Origin of the sequence: Rhizobium sp. N731, from assembly GCF_001664145.1 — a bacterium.
Classification (GTDB): Bacteria; Pseudomonadota; Alphaproteobacteria; order Rhizobiales; family Rhizobiaceae; genus Rhizobium; species Rhizobium esperanzae.
On record NZ_CP013601.1, the window covers coordinates 1,923,233 to 1,944,439 of the forward strand.

Below are 21,207 nucleotides of genomic sequence, written 5' to 3' on the forward strand. Positions count from 1 at the left end.
TTCCGACTGTTTCGCGAGGATGACGAATTATGGTTTCTAATTTGTTTACGCGATATCGCTGTTTCTTGGGATGTCTCAAAAAGAGATGCCTGCCGGCGTCTCAGGTGCGTTCCATCACATAACTTCCCGGTGCTTCTTCGATCGCGTTCAGCGCATCGCCGCCGGGTTTGCGGGCCGCAACGCGTCTGCCGTCTTGCGTCTCGATCCAGGCTTGCCAATGCGGCCACCACGACCCCGCCGTCTCGGTGGCCCGCTCGAGCCAGGTCTCGTAGTCGCCCTTGGCCGGGCCACCCGTCCAGAACTGGTATTTCTTCTTGTCGGGCGGGTTGACGACGCCAGCGATATGTCCCGAGCCGGTGAGGACGAATTCCACCTTGCCGCCGAAGAACTGACTGCCGAGGAAGACCGATTTTGCAGGCGCGATGTGGTCCTCGCGCGTGGCGAGATTATAGATCGGGATCTTCACATCCTTCAGCGATACGCGCTTGCCGTCGAGGATCATCTCGTTCTGCGTCAACGCATTGCGGAGATAGCAGTTTCGCAGGTAGAAGGCGTGGTTTGCCGCCGCCATGCGGGTCGAATCGGCGTTCCAGAACAACAGGTCGAAGGGCAGGGGCTCCTGACCCTTGAGGTAGCTGTTGACGAAATAAGGCCAGATCAGCTCGGAAGCGCGCAGCATGTTGAAGGCCATCGACATCTTCGTGCCGTCGAGATAGCCGGCCGCCTTCATATGCTCTTCGAGCGCGGCAAGCTGCTCCTCGTCGACGAAGACCTTGAGATCGCCGGCATGGGTGAAATCAACCTGCGTTGTGAAGAGCGTGGCGGTCTTGATGCGCCGGTTTTTCTCCTTGGCGTGCAGCGCCAAGGTTGCCGCCAGCAGCGTGCCGCCGACGCAGTAGCCGACGGCGTTGACGTCCTTCTCGCCGGTCGCCTTCTCGATCGTATCGAGCGCGAAATCGACGCCCTCGCGGGCGTAGGCCCCCCAGTCCTTCTCGGCGTGACGCGCATCCGGGTTGACCCAGGATATGACGAAGACGGTCTGGCCCTGGTCCACGCACCATTTGATGAAGGATTTCTGCGGGTTGAGGTCAAGAATATAGAATTTGTTGATCCAGGGCGGGCAGATCAGCAGCGGCCGCTTCAGAACTGTTTCGGTCGAGGCTTCGTACTGGATGATCTGGCAGATATCATTCTGGGCGATGACTTTGCCCGGTGTCAGCGCCATGTCGCGGCCGACAGCGAATTTTGTCATGTCGGTCTGTCGAAGGCGAAGCTCGCCGTTGCCCGCAGCGATGTCCTCGGCGAGCATCTTCATGCCGCGCACCAGGTTTTCGCCGTTGCTTGCGATCGTCTCGCGGTAAAGCTGCGGGTTGGTAGCGATGAAGTTGCTCGGCGAAAGGGCTGCCGTGATCTGCTTCACGTAGAATCCAGCCTTGTGCTTGGTATGCTCGTCGAGGCCGTCGGTCTCCGACACTAGCTTGTCCACCCAGTCGCTCGTGACGAAATAGACCTGGCGGAGGAAATCGAAGAACGGATTTTTCTGCCAATCCTCGTCCGAAAAGCGCTTGTCCTTGCGGGTGTCGGGCTCGGGCGGCAGGGGTTCGCCCTGCACGCGCTGCATCGAGCGCATCCAGATGCCGAAGAACGAGGACATCAGCTGGGTCTGCGCCTCGAAGGTGCGACGGGGATCGGAAATCCAGTATTCGCTGACCTTGGAAAGCGTTTTGACCATGTCGGTCATCGGATCGATGGCGGTTTCGGTAATCTCGCCGCGTTCGCGTGGCGCAAGCCAGGCCGAGGCGGCCTGGCCGAGATTTTCGAGCGCCCGGGCGAAATTCATCGCCATGGTCTCGGGATCCTTCAACAGATAGGGTTCGAGATCGGTCGCGTCGAAACCGGTCTTGTCGCCATTCTTCTGGCCGCCACTCTCCTGCTTGCTGTCGGTCACCATTTCCTCCGGCGGCAGCACTCTTTTTATCCGTTTGTTGTACATCGTGACCGAACGAGAAAACAAGTTCCACCCGCATCGGCTCGTGCTATTGCTTTGTGGCTGCGACAAATTTAACAGTCGAAGCAATCAGAACTGGATTTTGAGGCATGATCGAGAACGACATTCGGCGCATCGCAACCTTCAACCGCACCGCATTGATCTGCGCCGCGGCGGCGATGACCCTTGCCGGATGCAATCTGACGGCGGAGGAAAAAGCCGCCGCCGCCGCCAAGCGAGCGGCGCCGACCGCCGTCGTCATGCCGGCAACCAAGGGCGAGGCGGTTGAAGGCGGTCTGATGAAATCACCGGACGGCTATCCGAATTTCGGCGCGCCCCTGACGGCCGCCAATGTCCAGATGAGCGATGAGCAGGCGGCCGAACTGCAGCATCAGTTGACCGCGCTTGCAGCCCGGCGCAAGGCGGGCACGATCTCGGAAGCCGAATATCAGGCCAAGGTCACCGAAATGCGCCGCCTTGCCGCCGAGCACGGTGCGCAGACGCTCTCTGAAATCTCCAAATAAGCCTTGCCTTTCAGGCAAATTGGACGCAAAGCCTTCCGGATGGATCGGAAGATGCGATTTTGCCGATAATGCGTGGTTGTGCGGCCTTTCCGTCAAAGATTTGCCGCTTGGCTTGGGTCTGATGAATACGGCGCTGCGATTGTGAAGTTCGTGTCGCAGCCGCCGGGAGACGGAACGAACTTCGACCGCGGCCCGAAAGCCGCCTTTCCATGGGGAATGAAATGGAAGAGTTTCACAAAGTCCGGCGTTTGCCGCCTTATGTTTTCGAACAGGTCAACCGTTTGAAAGCAAGCGCGCGAGCGGGCGGCGCCGATATCATCGATCTCGGCATGGGAAACCCTGACCTTCCGACTCCCCAGGCGATCGTCGACAAGCTGTGCGAGGTTGTACAGGATCCGCGCACGCACCGTTATTCCTCCTCCAAGGGCATTCCGGGCCTGCGCCGCGCCCAGGCCGCTTATTATGCCCGCCGTTTCGGCGTCAAGCTCAACCCGGATACGCAGGTGGTCGCCACCCTCGGCTCTAAGGAAGGCTTCGCCAATATGGCGCAGGCGATCACCGCTCCCGGCGACGTGATTCTCTGCCCGAATCCCACCTATCCGATACACGCCTTCGGCTTCCTGATGGCCGGCGGCGTGATCCGCTCGATGTCGGTGGAGCCGGACGAGACTTTCTTCCCGCCGCTTGAGCGCGCGGTCCGCCATTCGATCCCGAAGCCTTTGGCGCTGATCCTCAACTATCCCTCGAACCCGACGGCCTTTGTCGCGACGCTCGATTTCTACAAGGACGTCGTCGCCTTCGCCAAGAAGCACGACATCATCGTGCTCTCCGACCTCGCCTATTCGGAGATCTACTTCGACGGCGCTCCGCCGCCGTCGGTTCTCGAAGTGCCGGGCGCAATGGATGTGACGGTCGAGTTCACGTCAATGTCGAAGACCTTTTCCATGCCTGGCTGGCGCATGGGCTTTGCCGTCGGCAACGAGCGGCTGATCGCTGCGCTCACCCGCGTCAAGTCCTACCTCGATTACGGCGCCTTCACGCCGATCCAGGTGGCGGCGACGCATGCCCTGAACGGCGACGGCTCCGACATTGCCGAAGTGCGCAACGTCTATAAGCGTCGCCGCGACGTCATGGTCGAAAGCTTCGGTAAATCAGGCTTCGAAGTGCCGCCGCCGGCGGCCACCATGTTCGCCTGGGCGAAAATCCCGGAAAAGTTCCGTCATCTCGGTTCGCTGGAGTTTTCCAAGCTCCTGGTCGAGAAGGCGGACGTCGCCGTTGCTCCGGGCATCGGCTTCGGCGAGATGGGCGACGACTATGTCCGTCTGGCGCTTGTCGAGAATGAACACCGCATCCGTCAGGCTGCGCGCAACATCAAGAAGTTCATGTCGACCGCAGACGAGACGATGCATAACGTCATCTCGCTCAACGCCCACCGTTAATTCCAACTCTTGGGCAGCCGCGTTTGGCGGCTGCCGCCACACAGACATTTCAGGATCGATCCATGGCAGATGCCCTCAAAATCGGCATTGCGGGCTTAGGCACCGTTGGCGCCTCGCTTGTCCGCATCATTCAGCAGAAGAGCAACGAGCTTGCCGTCACCTGCGGACGTCCGATTACGATCACCGCGGTTTCCGCGCGCGACAAAACGCGGGACCGGGGCGTTGATCTTTCTGCCGTCACCTGGTTCGATCGGCCCGAGGATCTGGCCGAAAAGGGTGATATCGACGTCTTCGTCGAGCTGATGGGCGGCGCCGAAGGGGCTGCCAACGTCTCGGTGCGTGCCGCACTTCAGCGTGGTCTCCATGTGGTGACAGCCAACAAGGCGCTGCTCGCCTATCACGGCGTCGAGCTTGCGACCATCGCGGAAGAGAAGGGCTCGCTGTTGAATTTCGAGGCTGCGGTCGCCGGTGGCATCCCCGTCATCAAGGCGCTGCGCGAATCGCTGACGGGCAACACCGTCTCGCGCATCTATGGCATCATGAACGGCACCTGCAACTACATCCTGACCAAGATGGAGAAGGAGGGGCTTTCCTTCGCCGAATGCCTCAAGGAAGCGCAGCGGCTGGGTTATGCCGAAGCCGATCCCGCCTTCGATATCGAGGGCAACGATACCGCCCACAAGCTCGCCATCCTGACGACGCTTGCCTTCGGCAATCGCATTGCGGCCGACGACATCTATCTCGAAGGCATCACCAATATCTCGATCGAGGACATCCACGCCGCCGCCGAACTCGGTTACCGCATCAAGCTGCTCGGCGTTGCCCAGCGCACCGAGACCGGCATCGAACAGCGTGTACACCCGACCATGGTCCCGGTCGATTCTGTCATCGCGCAAGTCGACGGCGTTACCAATGCGGTAGCAATTGAGTCCGACGTGCTCGGCGAACTACTGATGGTCGGTCCAGGCGCCGGCGGCAATGCGACGGCCTCGTCCGTGCTTGGCGATATCGCCGATATCGCCAAGAGCCAGCCGGGCGCTCAGCGCGTGCCGGTGCTCGGCCATCCCGCAAAGGCGCTGGAGCCTTACCGCAAGGCGCAGATGCAGAGCCACGAGGGCGGATATTTTATCCGCCTGACTGTGCTCGACCGCACCGGCGTCTTTGCAAGCGTCGCCACCCGCATGGCGGAAAACCACATCTCGCTCGAATCGATCGTCCAGCGCTCTACACAGCACCTGGCCCCATCGCATCACCAGACGATCATCCTCGTCACCCATGCAACGATGGAAGAGTCCGTGCGCAAGGCGGTCGCCTCGATAAAGTCGGAAGGCTATCTCTTCGGCGAGCCGCAGGTGATTCGCATCGAACGGCCGAAAGAAGAAGCTTAAGCATTTTTCGCTTGGGAGTATGAGCCGCTCTGTCTCTGGCAGGGCGGCTTTTTCTGTTCATCGTCTATATTACCAAATGCCGAAATATTGATATAAATAAAACCATAGATGGTGAGTCGCCGGCGTGGAGTATTTCATGAGCAAGGACAGCCACGCCGGAAAGGAGGATGGCAGCCCGAGCAAGGTGCCGCCAGCCCGCCCTGATATATTTGCAGACATCCTCAAGCCGGTGCGCCCTGACATTCTGGACGACAGCCATGACGGGCCCTTTGACGATGAACACACGGAAGGCCGCAACTGGGCCATTCTGCTGACGCTGTTTTCGGTCTTGTTGGTGCAGATCGGTGGCATCGCCGTGATCGTCTGGCTGATCTTCTGGTAAAAATGCGTGTCCGCAAATCCGTCGCTATGTTATCTCCGCTGCTCCTGTAGAAAGAACAGATGAAGTCAGCGGAGTTTGGAATGGCAGATCTCGTCGATCCGGTACAGCGCGCGTTTCTTGGCGTGGAGAAATCCGCACTCGACAATCGCTGGGTTGCAAGACTCGACCAGGCCGGCCAGAACCGGGCGCTCGCCATGGCGCAGGTTCACGGGCTGCCGGATCTGATCGCCCGGGTTCTCGCAGGACGCGGCGTCCCGGTTGACGAAGCGATCGAATTCCTCGATCCGACAATCCGCGGCCTGATGCCCGATCCCCACACACTGACCGATTGCGAGAAGGCGGCAACCCGCCTCGTGCGTGCGATCGAGCGCGGCGAAAGCGTGGCGATTTTCGGCGATTATGATGTCGACGGGGCGGCCTCCTCGGCGCTGATGTTCCGCTTTCTCAGCCATTTCGGGGTCAAGGCGAACATCTACATTCCCGACCGCATCTTTGAAGGTTATGGCCCCAATCCGGCGGCGATCAACCAGCTGATCGACAATGGCGCCAGGCTGATCGTCACCGTCGATTGCGGCTCCACCAGTCACGACGCGCTTGCCGCCGCTGCTGCGCGCAATATCGATGTCGTCGTCATCGATCACCACCAGGTGACACATGAGCTGCCGCCCTGCCATGCGCTCGTCAATCCCAATCGCGAGGACGATCTGTCGGGGCAGGGGCATCTTTGCGCGGCCGGCGTCGTCTTCATGGTGCTGGTCGCGACATTGCGGCTGCTGCGCGCGGCCGGCAACAAACACATCTTGGCGCTCGACCTGCTGCAATGGCTTGACATCGTGGCGCTTGCGACGGTCTGTGATGTCGTGCCGCTGAAGGGGCTCAATCGCGCCTATGTGGTCAAGGGGCTGGTTGCTGCCCGGCACCAGAGCAATGCCGGGCTTGCCGCACTCTTCCGCAAGGCGGGGCTCGCAGGCCCCGTGACGCCTTATCATTTCGGCTTTCTGATCGGCCCGCGCATCAATGCCGGTGGACGGATTGGTGACGCCGCACTTGGAAGCCGCCTGCTGACGCTCGATGATGCCGGCGAGGCGGAGGTGATCGCGCAGCGCCTCGACGAGCTCAACCGTGAACGCCAGGCGATGGAGGCGATGATGCTGCAGGAGGCGGAAGCCGAGGCGCTTGCCGAATACGGCGACGGCGAGGGCGCCTCCGTCATCGTCACCGCCCATGAGAAGTGGCATCCAGGCATCGTCGGGCTGATCGCCGCGCGGCTGAAGGAGAAATTCAAACGGCCCGCCTTCGCGATCGCTTTCGATCCCTCCGGCCGCGGCACCGGCTCAGGCCGCTCCATCAATGGCTTCGACATGGGCAGGATGGTGCGGGCTGCGGTCGAGGAGGGCATCCTGGTCAAGGGCGGCGGCCATGCCATGGCGGCGGGGCTGACGGTCGAGCGCGCCGACCTCGGCAGGTTGAGAACCTTCTTTACCGAGAAGGCCGCACGGACAGTGGCGAGCCTCGTCGCCAACGAGACATTGAAGATCGATGGCGCAATCGGCGCAAGCGGCGCCACGCTTGAACTCATTGACCGCCTGGAAGCCGCCGGCCCCTATGGCTCCGGCCACGCCCAGCCGCTTTTTGCGGTACCGGCGCATCGGGTACGAGATGCGCGCCTGGTCGGCGAGAAACATGTGAAGGTGACGCTGGAGGCGATGGACGGGTCGCGGCTCGATGGAATCGCCTTCCGCGCCGCCGATACCGGCCTCGGCAATCTTCTCATCAATTCACGCGGCGCGAGCCTCCATGTCGCAGGCTGGCTCGGCGCCGAACATTATCAAGGCGCGCGCCGCATCCAGCTGCGCGTCTGCGACGCAGCGCCAGCGAGATAGCACGCTTGCGAAAGCCGCCGTCGGATGAACGAATATAAGGAAGTAAAGTGGCACGCCCTAGGGGAGTCGAACCCCTCTTCCCAGAATGAAAATCTGGTGTCCTAACCGATAGACGAAGGGCGCTTCCTTCGTGGTGGCGCCCTTATAGTCAGCACCTTCGAAAGCCGCAAGCGCCAAGGCGCGAAAAAATCACAGTTTTTGCCGATTTTTTTTAGCTGTGGAAAACCATGGCGCTACGGGGCGGCGGATGGCTGGAAATATCGAACCGACGGGTGTTTGGCGGCAATCATAAGCTCGATGGTACGCCCTAGGGGAGTCGAACCCCTCTTTACAGAATGAGAATCTGTCGTCCTAACCGATAGACGAAGGGCGCAGGCCAGCCTCGTTAAAATAGGCGTACGCGCCGGCTTCTGCAAGCGGATGTGATGGCTTCTATATGGAGGGAAAGTGGCACGCCCTAGGGGAGTCGAACCCCTCTTCCCAGAATGAAAATCTGGTGTCCTAACCGATAGACGAAGGGCGCTTCCTTCGTGGTGGCGCCCTTATAGTCAGCACCTTCGAAAGCCGCAAGCGGCAAATGCGATTTTTTTCAAAAAAGTGACAGATATTCCGACGGCCGTGGTATTTCAGATTACTGCTGCCGAATCAAAGGCTTGTACGGCCTTCCAGAAGCAGATGAAGTTCAGCTGACCTTAGGTGAGGGAACTTCGCGCCGACGATGTTAGATCGCTCTTGCGGTGGTTACGGGCGCCCGTTTGCCGCCGCAGCCCCAGTTCCAGTCGCGGGTCTTGCCGGTGTCGAGGTGGACCGAGTCGGTGTGGCAATAGGTGCCGACCCCGCCGCGATCCGGCAAGGAGCGGATATAGGCGGCGATATCCCACTTGGACACGCCGTCGATCTGAATGTCTGCGGCCTCACAGCTCTTATGCATCGATTCATCAGCACCCCCGACCAGGCGGTTATGTTCTTCGTCGCGATAGCCTGATGTGACGATGACAGGCCGGCCGAAATGGTTCTCGACCGTCTTGATCACTTTCAGCAGGTCCGGCTTGAAGCAGCCGACCTCGACATTGTCGTTCTGGACGTGCAGCCCGTTCGGCGCAACTCGCGTCATGCCGGGCAGGGCGGCTTTGTGCAGGAGGCCGGAAAGACTGCCGAGCAGGTTCTGCTTCGGTGCGCTGTAAAGCGCGTTTGTCGTCGAGGCCGGGATACCGCCCGTCGCCAGCGAGGCTGTTTGTACGGGCGCAGGCTGCGTGCCGGAATTTTCAGACGATTGCTGCGGCAGCACGGGCGCTGCCGGCTGCGAGGGCATGATCGGCTGGCTGTAGACGCTGCTTTTTGCGGGTGCCACTCCTTCCGTCGGCGCAAAGGCTTGCGGCTGGATGACGGTAGACGTGCTGTTGTTCTGCGGCGGCGGCTGGTGATCCGAAAAGATGCTCATCGCCTGGGCGTTGATCCGTGTCGACTGCATGACGAGCCCGCCTAGATTGGCAGGCGCCGCCATTGCCGGATCGGCCGGCGGGACGGCGGCATTCGCATCCCCTGCCACGACCTGTGGCGCGGCCTGAGCGCCGGAGACATTGACGAGCCGGGGGTCGGTATAGACCGAGCGCGGGGCAGATTTCACCGGCGCCGTTGCGCCAAGTTGTGGCGCTGCAGCCACCGTCGCCGGAACCGCAGGGGTCGCCGCTGCGGAATCGAGCGTCTTCTTGTTCGATACGCAGCCCGACAGCGCCAATATCGAGGTGGCGATCAGCAATGCGCCGGTAATGGGCATCCGCGTCTCAATATTACCCAAGCAATCTGTCTCCGGTTGATGCGAAAAACAGCGAAATATCGCCATCCTCCGCTTCGATTCACCGGGAGATTGCCTGCGGGGCCGGGTCGCGGCAAGCGCCAAGGCGCCGGCCGGACCCGAAATCGCAAAAGCCGCAAGTTTCGCAAAAGCCTTGCGGCCAAAACCCTTACCAGGCGCCGGTATTGCCCATGGAAGCCCAGGGTTCGGCGGCCGCAAGCGGGCTTCCCTTCTGCAGAATTTCGATCGAAATGCCGTCGGGCGAGCGCACGAAGGCCATGTTGCCGTCGCGCGGCGGCCGGTTGATGGTAATGCCGTTATCCATCAGCTTTTGGCAGATCGCGTAAATATCATCCACCTCATAGGCGAGGTGGCCGAAATTGCGTCCTCCGCTATAATCCTCCGTATCCCAGTTGTAGGTGAGCTCGAGGCAGGGGGCTTTTTCGCTGCGCGCACGGTCGAGATCGTCGCGAGCGGCCAGGAAAACCAGGGTAAAGCGGCCCTTCTCGTTTTCGTGGCGGCGAATCTCCTCCAGTCCGAACAGCGAGGTATAGAAGGCAAGCGAAGCGTCCAGATCTTTGACGCGAACCATCGTATGAAGATAACGCATTCTATCTACTCCTTTATAGGGGCTGGCCTTTTTGGCGAGCCGAGGTCAGCTTCGGGCAAGTCATCTTTATAAAATGTGCAGCTGGGAATAACCGAAAACTAGGACTTGCGCTTATCCGTTACCAAGATGTTAATCTTGATTTCAAGAATCAGTTAACCGTAACAGTGTGACGCGTATTCGAGGGGCTGGCGATAATGGCTGATAGGATTTCATCGAACGCATACACCGATGTCGACGAGCTGTCGTCAGAAGCGGTCGATCTTGTCGAAATCACCGGTGTCGTCAAGTGGTTCGACGTCGCCAAGGGCTTCGGCTTCATCGTGCCTGATAACGGCATGCAGGATGTTCTCCTGCACGTGACGTGCCTGCGCCGCGACGGCTACCAAACGATCCTCGAGGGCACGCGCATCGTCGCTCTCGTCCAGCGCCGCGAGCGCGGCTACCAGGCTTTCAAGATCCTCTCGATGGATCAGTCGACTGCCATTCATCCCTCGCAGTTGCCGCCGGTGCGCACCCATGTGCAGGTCACCGCCACGAGCGGGCTCGAGCGTGCGCTTGTCAAGTGGTTCAACCGCACCAAGGGCTTCGGTTTCCTGACGCGCGGTGAGGGCACCGAAGACATTTTTGTGCACATGGAAACGCTGCGCCGCTTCGGGCTGACGGAGCTGCGCCCCGGCCAGGTGGTCCTCGTCCGCTTCGGCGATGGCGAAAAGGGCCTGATGGCCGCAGAGATCCATCCCGACGTTCCGAGCCCGGCAAGCCGGTCGCACTGACATGCGCGGCATCGTCCTGTTTCATGCGATCAGAAGCGCCGTCATGGCGCTTTTTTTCTTGGTCGCCCTGCCGGCTTTGGCTGAGGAGGAGATGCGGTTCGACAAGGAGCCGCTGCTCATCCAGACAGCCGCGGGCAAGATGCTGCATTTTACCGTCGAGGTCGCCGCCACCGGTGATCAGCGCGCCCGCGGGCTGATGTTTCGCAAGTCGATGGCTGATGACGCCGGCATGATTTTCGATTTCGGGCAAACACGGCGCGTTGCCATGTGGATGGAGAACACCATCCTGCCGCTCGACATGCTCTTTGCCGACGACACCGGCACGATCCGCCACATCAAGGAAAACGCAAAACCCTATTCACGCGACATCATCGATTCGATGAGCCCGGTGAAATACGTCGTCGAACTCAATGCCGGCATCGTCGGCAAACTCGGAATCAAGCCAGGCGACAGAATCGTCAGCGCCACGACGACGAAGGCGAAGTGACGGTACGTAAGCTCGCGGGTGCACCAGCTGCGATGCAGGTATCAAGAAATTGATGGATATCAGGATATTGAATGGTCGGAGTGGAGAGATTCGAACTCCCGACCCTCTGGTCCCAAACCAGATGCGCTACCAGACTGCGCTACACTCCGTGCCGTGATTGGCAGCGGGAATACACGGTTCGCTTCACCGTCGCAACCCATAAATCCAGCGGTCGCCGGAGATTTCTCACCATGTCTGTGGACGCAGGGGGAAATCTCGGGTCGGCCGTCAATTTACCTGTGAGGCGCAATTGGACGTCAGGGCGATCAGCCTTAGCCGCGGGCGATCAGGCCGATATATTGGGCATAGCTGATAGCGATATAGAAGAAAGCGGTGATGCCAGCTCCTATCATAATGGCATTGAACTCTGTCGAACGTCTCATCATGCGTGCATCCACTGAAGCCGATTGAGCCGCAAACTAGTGCTCATGGCCGACTGCGGCAATCAGCTTGTGATCACAACATGAGACAATTGGTAATATTACGCAATGGCCTGGAATTCCTGTGACATGAGGGATGAATGTGCTGAGCCGCCCGAGTTAACGATAAGCCTTGCTCCCCAACACATTGGCGCATTGTCGGTGTGGCTGTGGCGGCGGCGTCGCGATCCGCTTTTTTCTTGAAAAAACGGGGATTCGCGGATAAGCAAAATTCAACTCTTCGCGTTATCACAAACGACGAAGCAAGGGCCCGGCAACGGGATTGAGACCATGAAAGGCGGGGCGCTCTGTCCTCGCATATTCGGAGATGCCGCAGTCATGTCTGCCAAGATCTATCGTCCTGCTAAGACCGCCATGCAGTCCGGCAAGGCCAAGACCCATCTCTGGGTGCTTGAATTCGATCAGGAGTCGCCGCGCAAGATCGATCCGATCATGGGCTACACCTCCTCGGGCGACATGCGCCAGCAGGTAAAGCTCACCTTCGAAACGCAGGCACTTGCCGAAGCCTACGCCCAGCGCAACGGCATCGAATACCGCGTCATCGCGCCGAAGGACCCAGCGCGTCAGGTTGTGGCCTATCCGGACAATTTCCGCTATACCCGCACGCAACCCTGGACGCATTGAAATTTCTCGTCCACATATGGCGCATTCGGTCGCGCTCTTTAAACGTGACCGCCGGACGGCCCCTTAGCTCAGCTGGATAGAGCACCTGCCTTCTAAGCAGGTTGTCGCAGGTTCGATTCCTGCAGGGGTCGCCACCATCTTTCAGATATCTGTTTTTACGCAGTTTTTGAGAAACCCCTTATCGGAGTTGTTTTGAGGGCTAGGCTTTTAATATGCATCCGGCAATGCTGGTAATCGGCTTTTGGGCAAATCTCACCGAAATGGGCGCGCAGTCTGTTTAACATTTATCGGCCATGAACTCGCGGACACCCTAGTACTGATTTCTATGGAGGGAAGGTGACAAAGCGCGCAAGTATCATCTGCCTAGTAGGTTTCATCCTCTGTTTCGTAGGCGTGATTGCCCTAGGAATTTTCAGCGGGGGTGTGGAGTATATGCATGGCTCCAGCAGATATACCTACAACATTCTTTGGACACTTCTTGCTGTACTATTTCTGCCAGGCCTCATGAGTTATTTATTTTCGCGGTCGTGGCCGGAATTTCGCAAGGATAAGGCCAATAGAGAATTCGTGCGCAAGAACAAATTGTTAACATTTTTTATTTGGAGCGAAATCAGGGATGAAGGAATGGACAACGGGCAGCATCAGTAGCGGTCATGCGGATTTGGCTGCCATGGCAGGATGCCGACCGATAATAACATTCTGAAACGCGACATCCGAGTTATTGCCACAGCCAGAAACAGTTGGCTATTCCGCGATACCGTCGACGGTCCAAGGCCGGCGCCTTGGGCGCCTGACCGGCGCTCCACTCGACCGCGTCAAAAATCGCGAGATGTACGGGGACCGCTATCGCCTCGCGCAAAGCGGCACCGGAAAGGCCGGCCGACACCGGCCGAAAATGACAGCGCGCGGAGGGGATCGCCGCTCGGGCTACGCCCTCCCAGCTTGCTCATCCACGCGCTGAAGTAACCGAAGTTTGCGTGCTGTGTGGCGGATTTTACTCCGCCCACGTTGGCACGATTGTTGCGGCGGTCGGGCGACCGCCGCAACGGGTATGATTACAGGAGAAAATCACCTGCGCCCAGCTGGACGTGACCCTGCAGCTGAATCTCGAAGTCATGAACACCGTCGCCGTTCAAGTCGGCCTGGATAACGGTATGGTCGTCCTCGTAGTGCCACGCGAGCGCGCCAGCCTTCTTGTCGAACAAGGCATTCTCCTGCGCCTGGAAATGGAAGGCTGCATCGCCCTGCGCAGATCCATTCGCATCGATCGCCGAGAGGTCGATCTTATCGACGCCATGCTGGAAGTCGGTGATGACGTCGCGGTTCGAGCCGGACCCAGTTTCCGTCGCCGTTTTGAAGGCAAACGTATCCGCGCTGGTGCCGCCGGTCATGATGTCCTTCCCGGCACCGCCAATGATGACGTCTGCGCCGGCGCCGCCGTTCAGCTTGTCCGCGCCGGCCCCGCCATTGAGAACGTTGCCGCCGTTATTGCCGCCGGTCAGCACGTCGTCGTAGCTGGAGCCGGTCACGTTTTCGATGCTGACGAGCTTGTCACCGGTGGCGTCCCCGCCCGATGCTACCTTAGTCGCCAAGTCGACGTGGACCCCCGCGCTGGAGCCCGCATAGCTGGCGGTGTCGTTGCCATTGCCGCCGTCGAGCACGTCCGCGCCGGCGCCGCCCTTCAACATGTCATTACCGGCGAGACCCTTGAAGGTTTCGTTGCCGCCGTTGGACTGACCGGTGTGCGGCATGATGTCATTGCCGTTGGTGCCGGTGTACAGCTTCGTGGTTGTGGTTGGCGTTCCCGTGGTGGGGGTCTCCGTAGTCGGCGTAGTTGGCGTTCCCGTGGTCGGCGTTCCCGTGGTCGGCGTCCCCGTGGTGGGCGTTCCCGTGGTGGGCGTTTCCGTAGTGGGCGTCTCCGTAGTCGGCGTACCGGTGGTTGGCGTTGTCGGTTGCGTTGGTGCGGTCGGTGTTCCCGATGCCGGGGCGGAGCCGGATTCGTAAGCACCCATATCAACAGTTCCTACGACGCGCGCGTCGCCGTCCAGATCGACCGAGCTGACGCCGTACTTGGTGGTTCCGCTGTCAACCGCCGCCGAGCCGGAGCCGAGGTGGAAGTCGTCGCTCGATGCCCCCACGAATTTCGGGTCAACGCCGAGCTTGTTGCCGTCCGCCGAGCTAGGCATCGCGTTGCCGCCATCGGTTTTAACCGAGGCCTGGCCGGCCGTGCCGTTGTAGGTGATGTTGTTGGCCCAGACGACGTTTTTGTTGGTGTAGGCGTCGGTCGACGTATTATCGATCGCAGTATTGTTCTTGTTCAGCGATGGGTCGGCTACGGCGACATTATTGACCCAGGTGTTGTTGCTCGACGCCGAGTTGCTCAGCTCGCCCCGCCAGGTGCCGGTGTTCTGTGGGTCCTGGTTGTTGTGGTAGGCGGTGTTGTTCTTCACGGTGACGGAGTCGCTCCAGGTAACCTGAATGCCTTTGCCGCCGTTCCCATAGACGAGGTTGTTGTCGACCAGGGTCTTGAACGTGTAGTTCGGATTACCGCTCGCCTGCGTGCTCTGGAAATCGTCGATGATGATGCCGTTGCCGTCGGTGTGTTCACCAGACTTTGTGACGTTGTCGTGCGAGATGTTGTTGCGCACGATGTTCCGGTAGCCATCCGTCGAGGTATCACCGGTGATGTTCCGGTTCTCGTAGAGCGAGATGCCCGAGAACCAGCCCGACGACGCGTTATTATAGGTCTCGTTGCCTTCGACGTGGATGAAGTCCGACTGGTTGAACTGGATGCCCGACTCCCCGTTGCCGTGGACCTTGTTATTGAGGATCTGGACGTGGTGGACACCGCTCGCTTCGATGCCGTCGCCGCTGGCGCCGCTGATATCAAAGCCGTCGACGACCACGTGGTTGGCGTTGACAGTGATCGCGTTCCACGAGCCCGCGGGGGGCCGGATCAGCGCCCCGCCGGGCACTTCCGAGCGCAGCGTGATGTCGGCTGCCGCCGAGCCGTCCTTGTCGATGTTGATGCTCTCGTTGTAGGTCCCCGGTTTCACCACGACCTCGTCGCCAGGCTTAAGGTTCGAAGCCATCGCCTCACTGATCGTGCGAAAAGGAGAGGAGGCACTGCCGTTACCGCCGCCGCTGCTGCTCGAAGCTACGTAGTATGTTGTCATGGTTTTGTTCCTCAACTTCAGCGTTGTCTAATATTTTGTGGTTAATCATGTCTTGCGGCGGGGTTTATAGGACGAGGTTCTGAAGGGCGCAACAGCATCTAAACAGTAAGTACTTGAGAAACATAGCCATATTGCTGCCACAATATCCAGATCACTGCCAAGTTACATTTTGAAATATTTGCGGAAATCCGATTCGCCCAAATTGGGACAAAATATATATCTCGCTTCCCGCGAATTATTCTTTCTGCAACCATGGCGACGCCCGCCCATTGAAAAGATTAGGAAAATCTGATGGACGTGACTGGGATCCTGCCGCCAAGGCGGGATCAACATTTTTTCTGAATTTTTCAATTTTTGGCCGCTTCGCCTTCACGATTGGGGCTAATTGACATGGCCGTGGCAAGGCCAGCACCCTCTCCGGGGTGCTCGATTCGATCATGAGTCGCTTTCAAGACTGATTAGATAATGGGCACACCGCTCCTCCGCAGACACATGCCAGCAGGTGAAATTCGCCTTCGAAGCGCAGGCTCTGGCGGACGCCTATACTCAGCGCACGGCATCGAATGCGTGTGATCGCGCCGAAAGACACCGCTCAGGTGGTGGCGTATCCCGAACAATCCTGAACTCGAACCCCCGCCACTTTGGAGAGGGTGGGCGGGGCAATTCATCCATGGCTGGGGTCACATCGCTAGATTACAAGGGAAATTTGCTCGGACACCTCATCTGGCGTGGAGGCGGCCGAACCCAATTGCGGCGCGGGGTCCTTTGGCGGCACATCGAACGGCACGGAGATGTTCAGACGCTCTCGGCCTCGCAGTTGTTGTATAGCGAGGGAAAGATCCATCTTCTTCGTGGCTGGTCTTTCCGATACCGGAGCCATGACGATTTCGGTTTGGCTGTCACGTCGTCATGCAGGCGGCAAGCAGTTTTATGGAGATCATCTTTGATACATCGCAGACGTGAATAATATTACCCAAGGCGGCAAAGTAATCATCGCAAGTGGGTTATTTCGTGTGGTGCGTTGCAGCCAAGACAAAGACAGAAATTCTGAGGATGTCGCCAGAAAGTTGAAATATCGTGGGATTATATATGTTCGATCTGCGCTATACTGCCTCTAGCCGCAATAGGTGGGATGCTGCTGCCGTCGACAACGTATACCCTCCCTGGTCAATTCTTAGGGGGCGAGTATGAGAACGATCTTTGTGAGCATCAGCGCCGCTGCATTTCTAACTGCAATGAATGCCTACGCGGTTGATCTTCCTGCAGGGGCCAAAAAGGCTACTATGGACGAGTTCAAAGCTTTTGCTGATGGCAAGCATGTGAAGGTAGAGATTGTCGATCTCGAAAAGCCTGTGACCGCCGAACTCGTTTGGAGTTGGAAGAAGGGGACCATTACCGGCAAGGCCGATGTCGGCGGCAAAACGATCGACGTGAAAACGAAACTCACCTTCAAGGGGGATAAGGCCTGTTCTGCCGGCAAAGGCGAAAAGCCAAGCTGCCATTTTATCTATATCGACGGCAGCAAGTTCTACGAAGTTCGAGATGACATGAAAGTACATGCGGTGTCGACCGTCGGTTGAGGTTCGCATCCATCCCGCAGCTCCCGATCTCCGCACTTATGGAGCTCGGTCCAATCCCGCTGCTCCGGTTGCCCTGAAAGCCGCGCTGCAGCTTCCACCATCCCCGTGGTAAATGCCGGACGGCAAGGGCCGGCCATCCGACAGCGCCAAAAGCTGATATGCGCCCGCCGTCGACAAGCCACGCCGATACAGCCGGGCTTGTGTTCCCGGCTTTTGAAGTCCTATGGCAAATTAGAACCGTTCGGATCTTCTCAGCGATCCAGGAAATGATCGAAGTAAATCTTGGGGATGGGGTAAGCGTAGACGCCTCGATCGACAAAGCCGCGCCTGTAGAGGCAATTTCTAAGCGCCGCGTTATAGTGCAGGCTCTGCGGATCCGGCGACCCGCGTCGCCATGAGCCTGCCTCCGGCACGCACCACTGAAGAGCTTTGTCGTATCGAGAGAGGAGGGCAGGGTCTGTTTCGACCCGTACGCCACTGTAGGATTGATAGTTTGAAGGAGATTCTGCGGCCGAAATACAGCCCAGGCTAAGTGCAACGCCAACGACTGCCATCAATCTCATTGGGTTTAGTTCTCCTCTGGTTGATCATCGAAGTAATCGAGCGGGAGGTTATTTGTTTCAACGCCTGCGGGCAAGAGGGATGGGGTGCTGGAGCAATTCCAGTCCCGGAATTGTGTAAAAACAAAAATTTAGAGCGGTTCTGCGCTTCCATGCAAAAGCTGAACCGCTCTCGGCATGGCCGGGACCGCCAGCGCGGCGGCCCCTCAATGGATCAATCCAGGAGATCGGCCCGCACCTTCCGCCGGGCGGCGGCGATTCCCGTCCTGCCGGTGTCTGCAATCTGTTGCAGGCCGCCGCCGCCCGCTGAACATGAAAGACCCGCCGAACCCAAAAGGTGCGGCGGGCCTCCAACAAGTTCAGCATTCGGGGTCAGTGCAGGATTTGGCTGAGGAACAGCTTGGTGCGCTCGTGCTGCGGATTGTCGAAGAATTCGGCTGGCGAATTCTGCTCGACGATCTGCCCCTGATCCATGAAGATGACGCGGTTGGCGACCTGGCGGGCAAAACCCATTTCGTGGGTGACGCAGAGCATGGTCATTCCTTCCTCCGCGAGGCCGACCATGGTGTCGAGCACCTCCTTGATCATTTCCGGATCGAGCGCCGAAGTCGGCTCGTCGAACAGCATGATCTTCGGGTTCATGCAGAGCGACCGGGCGATGGCCACGCGCTGCTGCTGACCGCCGGAAAGCTGGCCCGGATATTTGTTGGCCTGTTCGGGGATCTTGACCCGCTTCAGGAAGTGCATGGCGATTTCTTCCGCCTGCTTCTTCGGCATCTTGCGCACCCAGATCGGCGCCAGCGTGCAATTTTCGAGGATCGTCAGGTGCGGGAAGAGGTTGAAGTGCTGGAATACCATGCCGACCTCGCGGCGCACCTCGTCGATCTTCTTCAGATCGTTGGTGAGTTCGGTGCCGTCGACGATGATCTGGCCCTTCTGGTGCTCTTCGAGACGGTTGATGCAGCGGATCATCGTCGATTTGCCCGAACCGGACGGGCCGGCGATGACGATGCGTTCGCCGCGCATGACCTTCAGGTTGATGTCGCGCAGCACGTGGAAATCGCCGTACCACTTGTTCATGTTGATGATTTCGATCGCCACTTCCGTTGCGGAAACGGTGAGCTTCTTAGCTGGAGCTTCAGCCATGATTATTTCCCTCATTCTTATCGTTTGTGGCCGGTGTCGAGGTGACGTTCGATGAATGCTGAATAGCGCGACATGCCGAAGCAGAAAAGCCAGAAGGCGAAGCCAGCGAATATCAGCCCCGTCAGCGGCGTTACTGCGGTTGCCCAGTTCGGATCGACGAAGTTGAGGCGAACGATGCCGAGAAGGTCGAACATACTGATGATCGATACCAGCGAGGTGTCCTTGAACATGCCGATGAAGGTGTTGACGATGCCGGGGATCACCAACTTGATTGCCTGCGGCATGATCACCAACCGCATCTTCTGCCAGTAGCCCAACCCGAGCGAATCCGCGCCCTCGAACTGGCCCTTGGGAATAGCCTGCAGGCCGCCGCGGATGACTTCCGCCATATAGGCGGAGGCGAAGATCGATACCCCGATGATCGCGCGCAAGAGCTTGTCTACCGTCCAGCCGGCCGGCAGGAAAAGCGGCAGCATGACGCTCGCCATGAACAGGACGGTAATCAGCGGCACGCCGCGGACGACTTCGATGAAGACGACGCAGAAGGTGCGGATGACCGGCATCTGCGAGCGCCTTCCGAGCGCCAGGATGATGCCGAGAGGGAAGGAGACGGCGATGCCGACGAAAGAGAGCACCAGCGTCACCAGCAGCCCGCCCCAGAGTGGGGTCTCGACGATATCCAGGCCAAATCCGCCGTAAAGCAGAAAGAAGGAAACGATCGGCAGCACGCCGAAGAGCAGGAGGGCGTTGACGCCCTTACGCGGCGCCGAAGGGATGAGCATCGGCACCAACAGGAGTACGAAAAGAATGCCGACCAGCGTCGGGCGCCAGCGCTCGTCGAGCGGATAACGTCCAAAGATGAACTGGTCGAATTTGGCATTGACGAAGGCCCAGCATGCACCGCTCCAGCCATCCGGTTGGATGCCACCCTGTACGGCAGTGGCGCAGAAGGTGCGGTCCGGGCCGCTCCAAACCGCCTGCACGAAGAGCCAGTCGAGCGCGTGCAGGAGGGCCCAAACGACAAAGACCAGCGCCAGGATGGTAAGGACCATGTCCTTGGGGGTCGCAAGCAGGTTACGCCGAATCCAAGCGACCGGGCCTTTCTCTGCCGAGGGCGGCGGTTCCGGCGCCAGTATGGCGGTTCTGACGAAAGCGTTGCTCATCTTACCTCTCCACCAGCGCCATCTTGGCATTGAACCAGTTCATCAACAACGAAGTTACGACGCTGAGGCTGAGGTAAATAACCATCCAGATAAGGATCACCTCGACAGCCTGACCGGTCTGGTTCAGCGTCGTGCTGCCGACGGCGACGAGATCGGCAAAACCGATGGCGATCGCCAACGACGAGTTCTTGGTCAGATTGAGATACTGGCTGCTCAGCGGCGGAATGATGATGCGGAAGGCCTGCGGAATGACGACCAGCCGGGTGATCGACGAGGGGTGAAGCCCGAGTGCGGCCGCAGCTTCGGTCTGTCCCTTCGGCACACCGCGAATGCCTGCGCGCACGATTTCGGCGATGAAGGCAGCGGTGTAGAAGGAAAGTGCCAGGAAGAGCGACATGAATTCAGGCCCGACGACGGAGCCGCCGGTGAGGTTGAATTTGCCCGCGATCGGATAATCGAAGGAAAGCGGCGCGCCTGCGACCAGGAAGACGATCAGCGGCAGGCCGATCAGCAGGCCGATCGAAGCCCAGATCGTATGGAACGGCTGACCTGTCGCTGCCTGCCGGCGATGCGCCCATCGGACCGTGACGATAACGGCGATGATCGCGACGACGAAGGCGACGCCGACGAGCCAGAAAGTCTCGCCGAAAATCGGTTTGGGGAAAGAAAGCCCACGGTTGTTCAGATACGCCCCGAGCGGCAGATGCAGTGACTCGCGCGCATTCGGGAGAACCGCCAGAACGCCCGAATACCAGAAGAAAATGACAAGCAGCGGCGGGATATTGCGGAAGACTTCAACGTAGACCGTGCACAGCTTGGCAATCAGCCAGTTCCTCGACAGGCGGCCGATGCCGATGATGAAGCCGATGATGGTGGCGGTGATGATGCCGGTAACGGCGATCAGGATCGTATTCAGAAGGCCGACGACCAGCGCCCGGCCGTAGGTCGAATCGCTTGAATAAGCGATCAGCGACTGACCGACCTCGAACCCGGCACGGCCGTTCAGAAAACCGAAGCCCGACGCGATGTTGGCGCGCGCCAGATTGACGGCAGTGTTGTGCGCGACCCACCAGACGAAGACGACCAGCAGGACGATGGTGAGAACCTGGAAGAAAATGCCCCGAATTGTCGGGTCGTAGAGGGCGGACTGAAGGCTCCAGCCGCTCCTGGATACACGTGTTGAATCCAAAGCCTGATGCGTCATGCTTGGC

17 protein-coding genes, 5 tRNA genes and 1 pseudogene are annotated in these 21,207 nt (G+C 59.1%); 11 read left to right on the top strand and 12 right to left on the bottom strand.

The genetic code is table 11. From position 1 onward, the window contains the following. Positions 1-100 precede the first annotated feature (100 nt). Positions 101-1,951: a PHA/PHB synthase family protein gene (locus AMK02_RS09550; RefSeq protein ID WP_237350471.1), complete on the bottom strand. Its 1,851-nt coding sequence runs from the start codon at positions 1,949-1,951 to the stop codon at positions 101-103. 146 nt (positions 1,952-2,097) lie between these two features. On the opposite strand from AMK02_RS09550, the gene AMK02_RS09555 reads away from it, so the two are divergent. From AMK02_RS09555 to recJ, 5 genes are all read left to right on the top strand, one after another. Further along, the gene (locus tag AMK02_RS09555; RefSeq protein ID WP_064802219.1) at positions 2,098-2,511 is read left to right on the top strand and encodes a hypothetical protein; all 414 of its coding nucleotides are present in this window, start codon (positions 2,098-2,100) and stop codon (positions 2,509-2,511) included. Between the two features lie 221 nt (positions 2,512-2,732). Continuing rightward, complete coding sequence (locus tag AMK02_RS09560; RefSeq protein ID WP_064802220.1) at positions 2,733-3,950, top strand: LL-diaminopimelate aminotransferase; 1,218 nt, start codon at positions 2,733-2,735, stop codon at positions 3,948-3,950. 62 nt (positions 3,951-4,012) lie between these two features. Then, a complete protein-coding gene (locus tag AMK02_RS09565; RefSeq protein ID WP_064802222.1) occupies positions 4,013-5,338 on the top strand; it encodes a homoserine dehydrogenase in 1,326 nt (441 codons plus the stop codon). Between the two features lie 136 nt (positions 5,339-5,474). After that, positions 5,475-5,720, top strand: a complete 246-nt coding sequence (locus tag AMK02_RS09570) for a hypothetical protein (RefSeq protein ID WP_064802224.1) — start codon at positions 5,475-5,477, stop codon at positions 5,718-5,720. A gap of 80 nt (positions 5,721-5,800) precedes the next feature. Then, positions 5,801-7,603 carry a single-stranded-DNA-specific exonuclease RecJ gene (recJ, locus tag AMK02_RS09575; protein WP_064802225.1) on the top strand — a complete coding sequence of 601 codons (1,803 nt, stop codon included), beginning with the start codon at positions 5,801-5,803 and terminating at the stop codon, positions 7,601-7,603. Between the two features lie 48 nt (positions 7,604-7,651). On the opposite strand, the gene AMK02_RS09580 is transcribed toward recJ, so the two are convergent. From AMK02_RS09580 to gloA, 5 genes are all read right to left on the bottom strand, one after another. After that, positions 7,652-7,726, bottom strand: a tRNA-Glu gene (locus AMK02_RS09580). A gap of 175 nt (positions 7,727-7,901) precedes the next feature. Then, positions 7,902-7,976 (bottom strand) — tRNA-Glu (locus AMK02_RS09585). A 75-nt stretch (positions 7,977-8,051) separates the two neighbouring features. Continuing rightward, positions 8,052-8,126: transfer RNA gene (locus tag AMK02_RS09590), tRNA-Glu, on the bottom strand. A 198-nt stretch (positions 8,127-8,324) separates the two neighbouring features. Continuing rightward, complete coding sequence (locus AMK02_RS09595) at positions 8,325-9,380, bottom strand: YcbK family protein (RefSeq protein WP_442966370.1); 1,056 nt, start codon at positions 9,378-9,380, stop codon at positions 8,325-8,327. 187 nt (positions 9,381-9,567) lie between these two features. Beyond that, complete coding sequence (gene gloA / locus AMK02_RS09600; RefSeq protein WP_064802230.1) at positions 9,568-10,008, bottom strand: lactoylglutathione lyase; 441 nt, start codon at positions 10,006-10,008, stop codon at positions 9,568-9,570. A gap of 194 nt (positions 10,009-10,202) precedes the next feature. Here gloA and AMK02_RS09605 point away from each other — a divergent pair, with 194 nt between their 5' ends. Then, positions 10,203-10,781, top strand: coding sequence for a cold-shock protein (locus AMK02_RS09605; protein WP_064802232.1), 579 nt, complete (start codon positions 10,203-10,205; stop codon positions 10,779-10,781). 1 nt (position 10,782) lies between these two features. After that, on the top strand, positions 10,783-11,268 hold the full coding sequence (locus AMK02_RS09610; protein ID WP_064802234.1) for a DUF192 domain-containing protein: 486 nt from the start codon (positions 10,783-10,785) through the stop codon (positions 11,266-11,268). A gap of 72 nt (positions 11,269-11,340) precedes the next feature. On the opposite strand, the gene AMK02_RS09615 is transcribed toward AMK02_RS09610, so the two are convergent. Further along, positions 11,341-11,417, bottom strand: a tRNA-Pro gene (locus tag AMK02_RS09615). A 648-nt stretch (positions 11,418-12,065) separates the two neighbouring features. Between AMK02_RS09615 and AMK02_RS09620 the strand changes: the two genes are divergently transcribed. The 3 genes and pseudogenes from AMK02_RS09620 to AMK02_RS31110 form a co-directional block, all read left to right on the top strand. Further along, complete coding sequence (locus AMK02_RS09620; RefSeq protein ID WP_008526983.1) at positions 12,066-12,371, top strand: ETC complex I subunit; 306 nt, start codon at positions 12,066-12,068, stop codon at positions 12,369-12,371. A 57-nt stretch (positions 12,372-12,428) separates the two neighbouring features. After that, a tRNA-Arg gene (locus AMK02_RS09625) sits at positions 12,429-12,505 on the top strand. Positions 12,506-13,043: 538 nt separating this feature from the next. After that, positions 13,044-13,145: pseudogene (locus AMK02_RS31110) on the top strand (IS66 family transposase); the annotation flags it as partial. A 281-nt stretch (positions 13,146-13,426) separates the two neighbouring features. Here AMK02_RS31110 and AMK02_RS09635 read toward each other — a convergent pair. After that, positions 13,427-15,547, bottom strand: coding sequence for a right-handed parallel beta-helix repeat-containing protein (locus AMK02_RS09635; RefSeq protein ID WP_064802239.1), 2,121 nt, complete (start codon positions 15,545-15,547; stop codon positions 13,427-13,429). A 1,187-nt stretch (positions 15,548-16,734) separates the two neighbouring features. Here AMK02_RS09635 and AMK02_RS09640 point away from each other — a divergent pair. Continuing rightward, the gene (locus tag AMK02_RS09640) at positions 16,735-17,127 is read left to right on the top strand and encodes a hypothetical protein (RefSeq protein WP_041678636.1); all 393 of its coding nucleotides are present in this window, start codon (positions 16,735-16,737) and stop codon (positions 17,125-17,127) included. A gap of 251 nt (positions 17,128-17,378) precedes the next feature. On the opposite strand, the gene AMK02_RS30015 is transcribed toward AMK02_RS09640, so the two are convergent. The 4 genes from AMK02_RS30015 to AMK02_RS09655 form a co-directional block, all read right to left on the bottom strand. Beyond that, positions 17,379-17,690 (bottom strand): hypothetical protein, encoded by a 312-nt coding sequence (locus tag AMK02_RS30015; RefSeq protein WP_082929653.1) that lies wholly within the window; start codon positions 17,688-17,690, stop codon positions 17,379-17,381. A 369-nt stretch (positions 17,691-18,059) separates the two neighbouring features. After that, positions 18,060-18,833, bottom strand: coding sequence for an amino acid ABC transporter ATP-binding protein (locus tag AMK02_RS09645; protein WP_038688615.1), 774 nt, complete (start codon positions 18,831-18,833; stop codon positions 18,060-18,062). A gap of 17 nt (positions 18,834-18,850) precedes the next feature. Further along, positions 18,851-19,996, bottom strand: coding sequence for an amino acid ABC transporter permease (locus AMK02_RS09650; protein WP_064802241.1), 1,146 nt, complete (start codon positions 19,994-19,996; stop codon positions 18,851-18,853). 1 nt (position 19,997) lies between these two features. After that, positions 19,998-21,200, bottom strand: a complete 1,203-nt coding sequence (locus tag AMK02_RS09655) for an amino acid ABC transporter permease (RefSeq protein WP_064802243.1) — start codon at positions 21,198-21,200, stop codon at positions 19,998-20,000. Positions 21,201-21,207 lie beyond the last annotated feature (7 nt).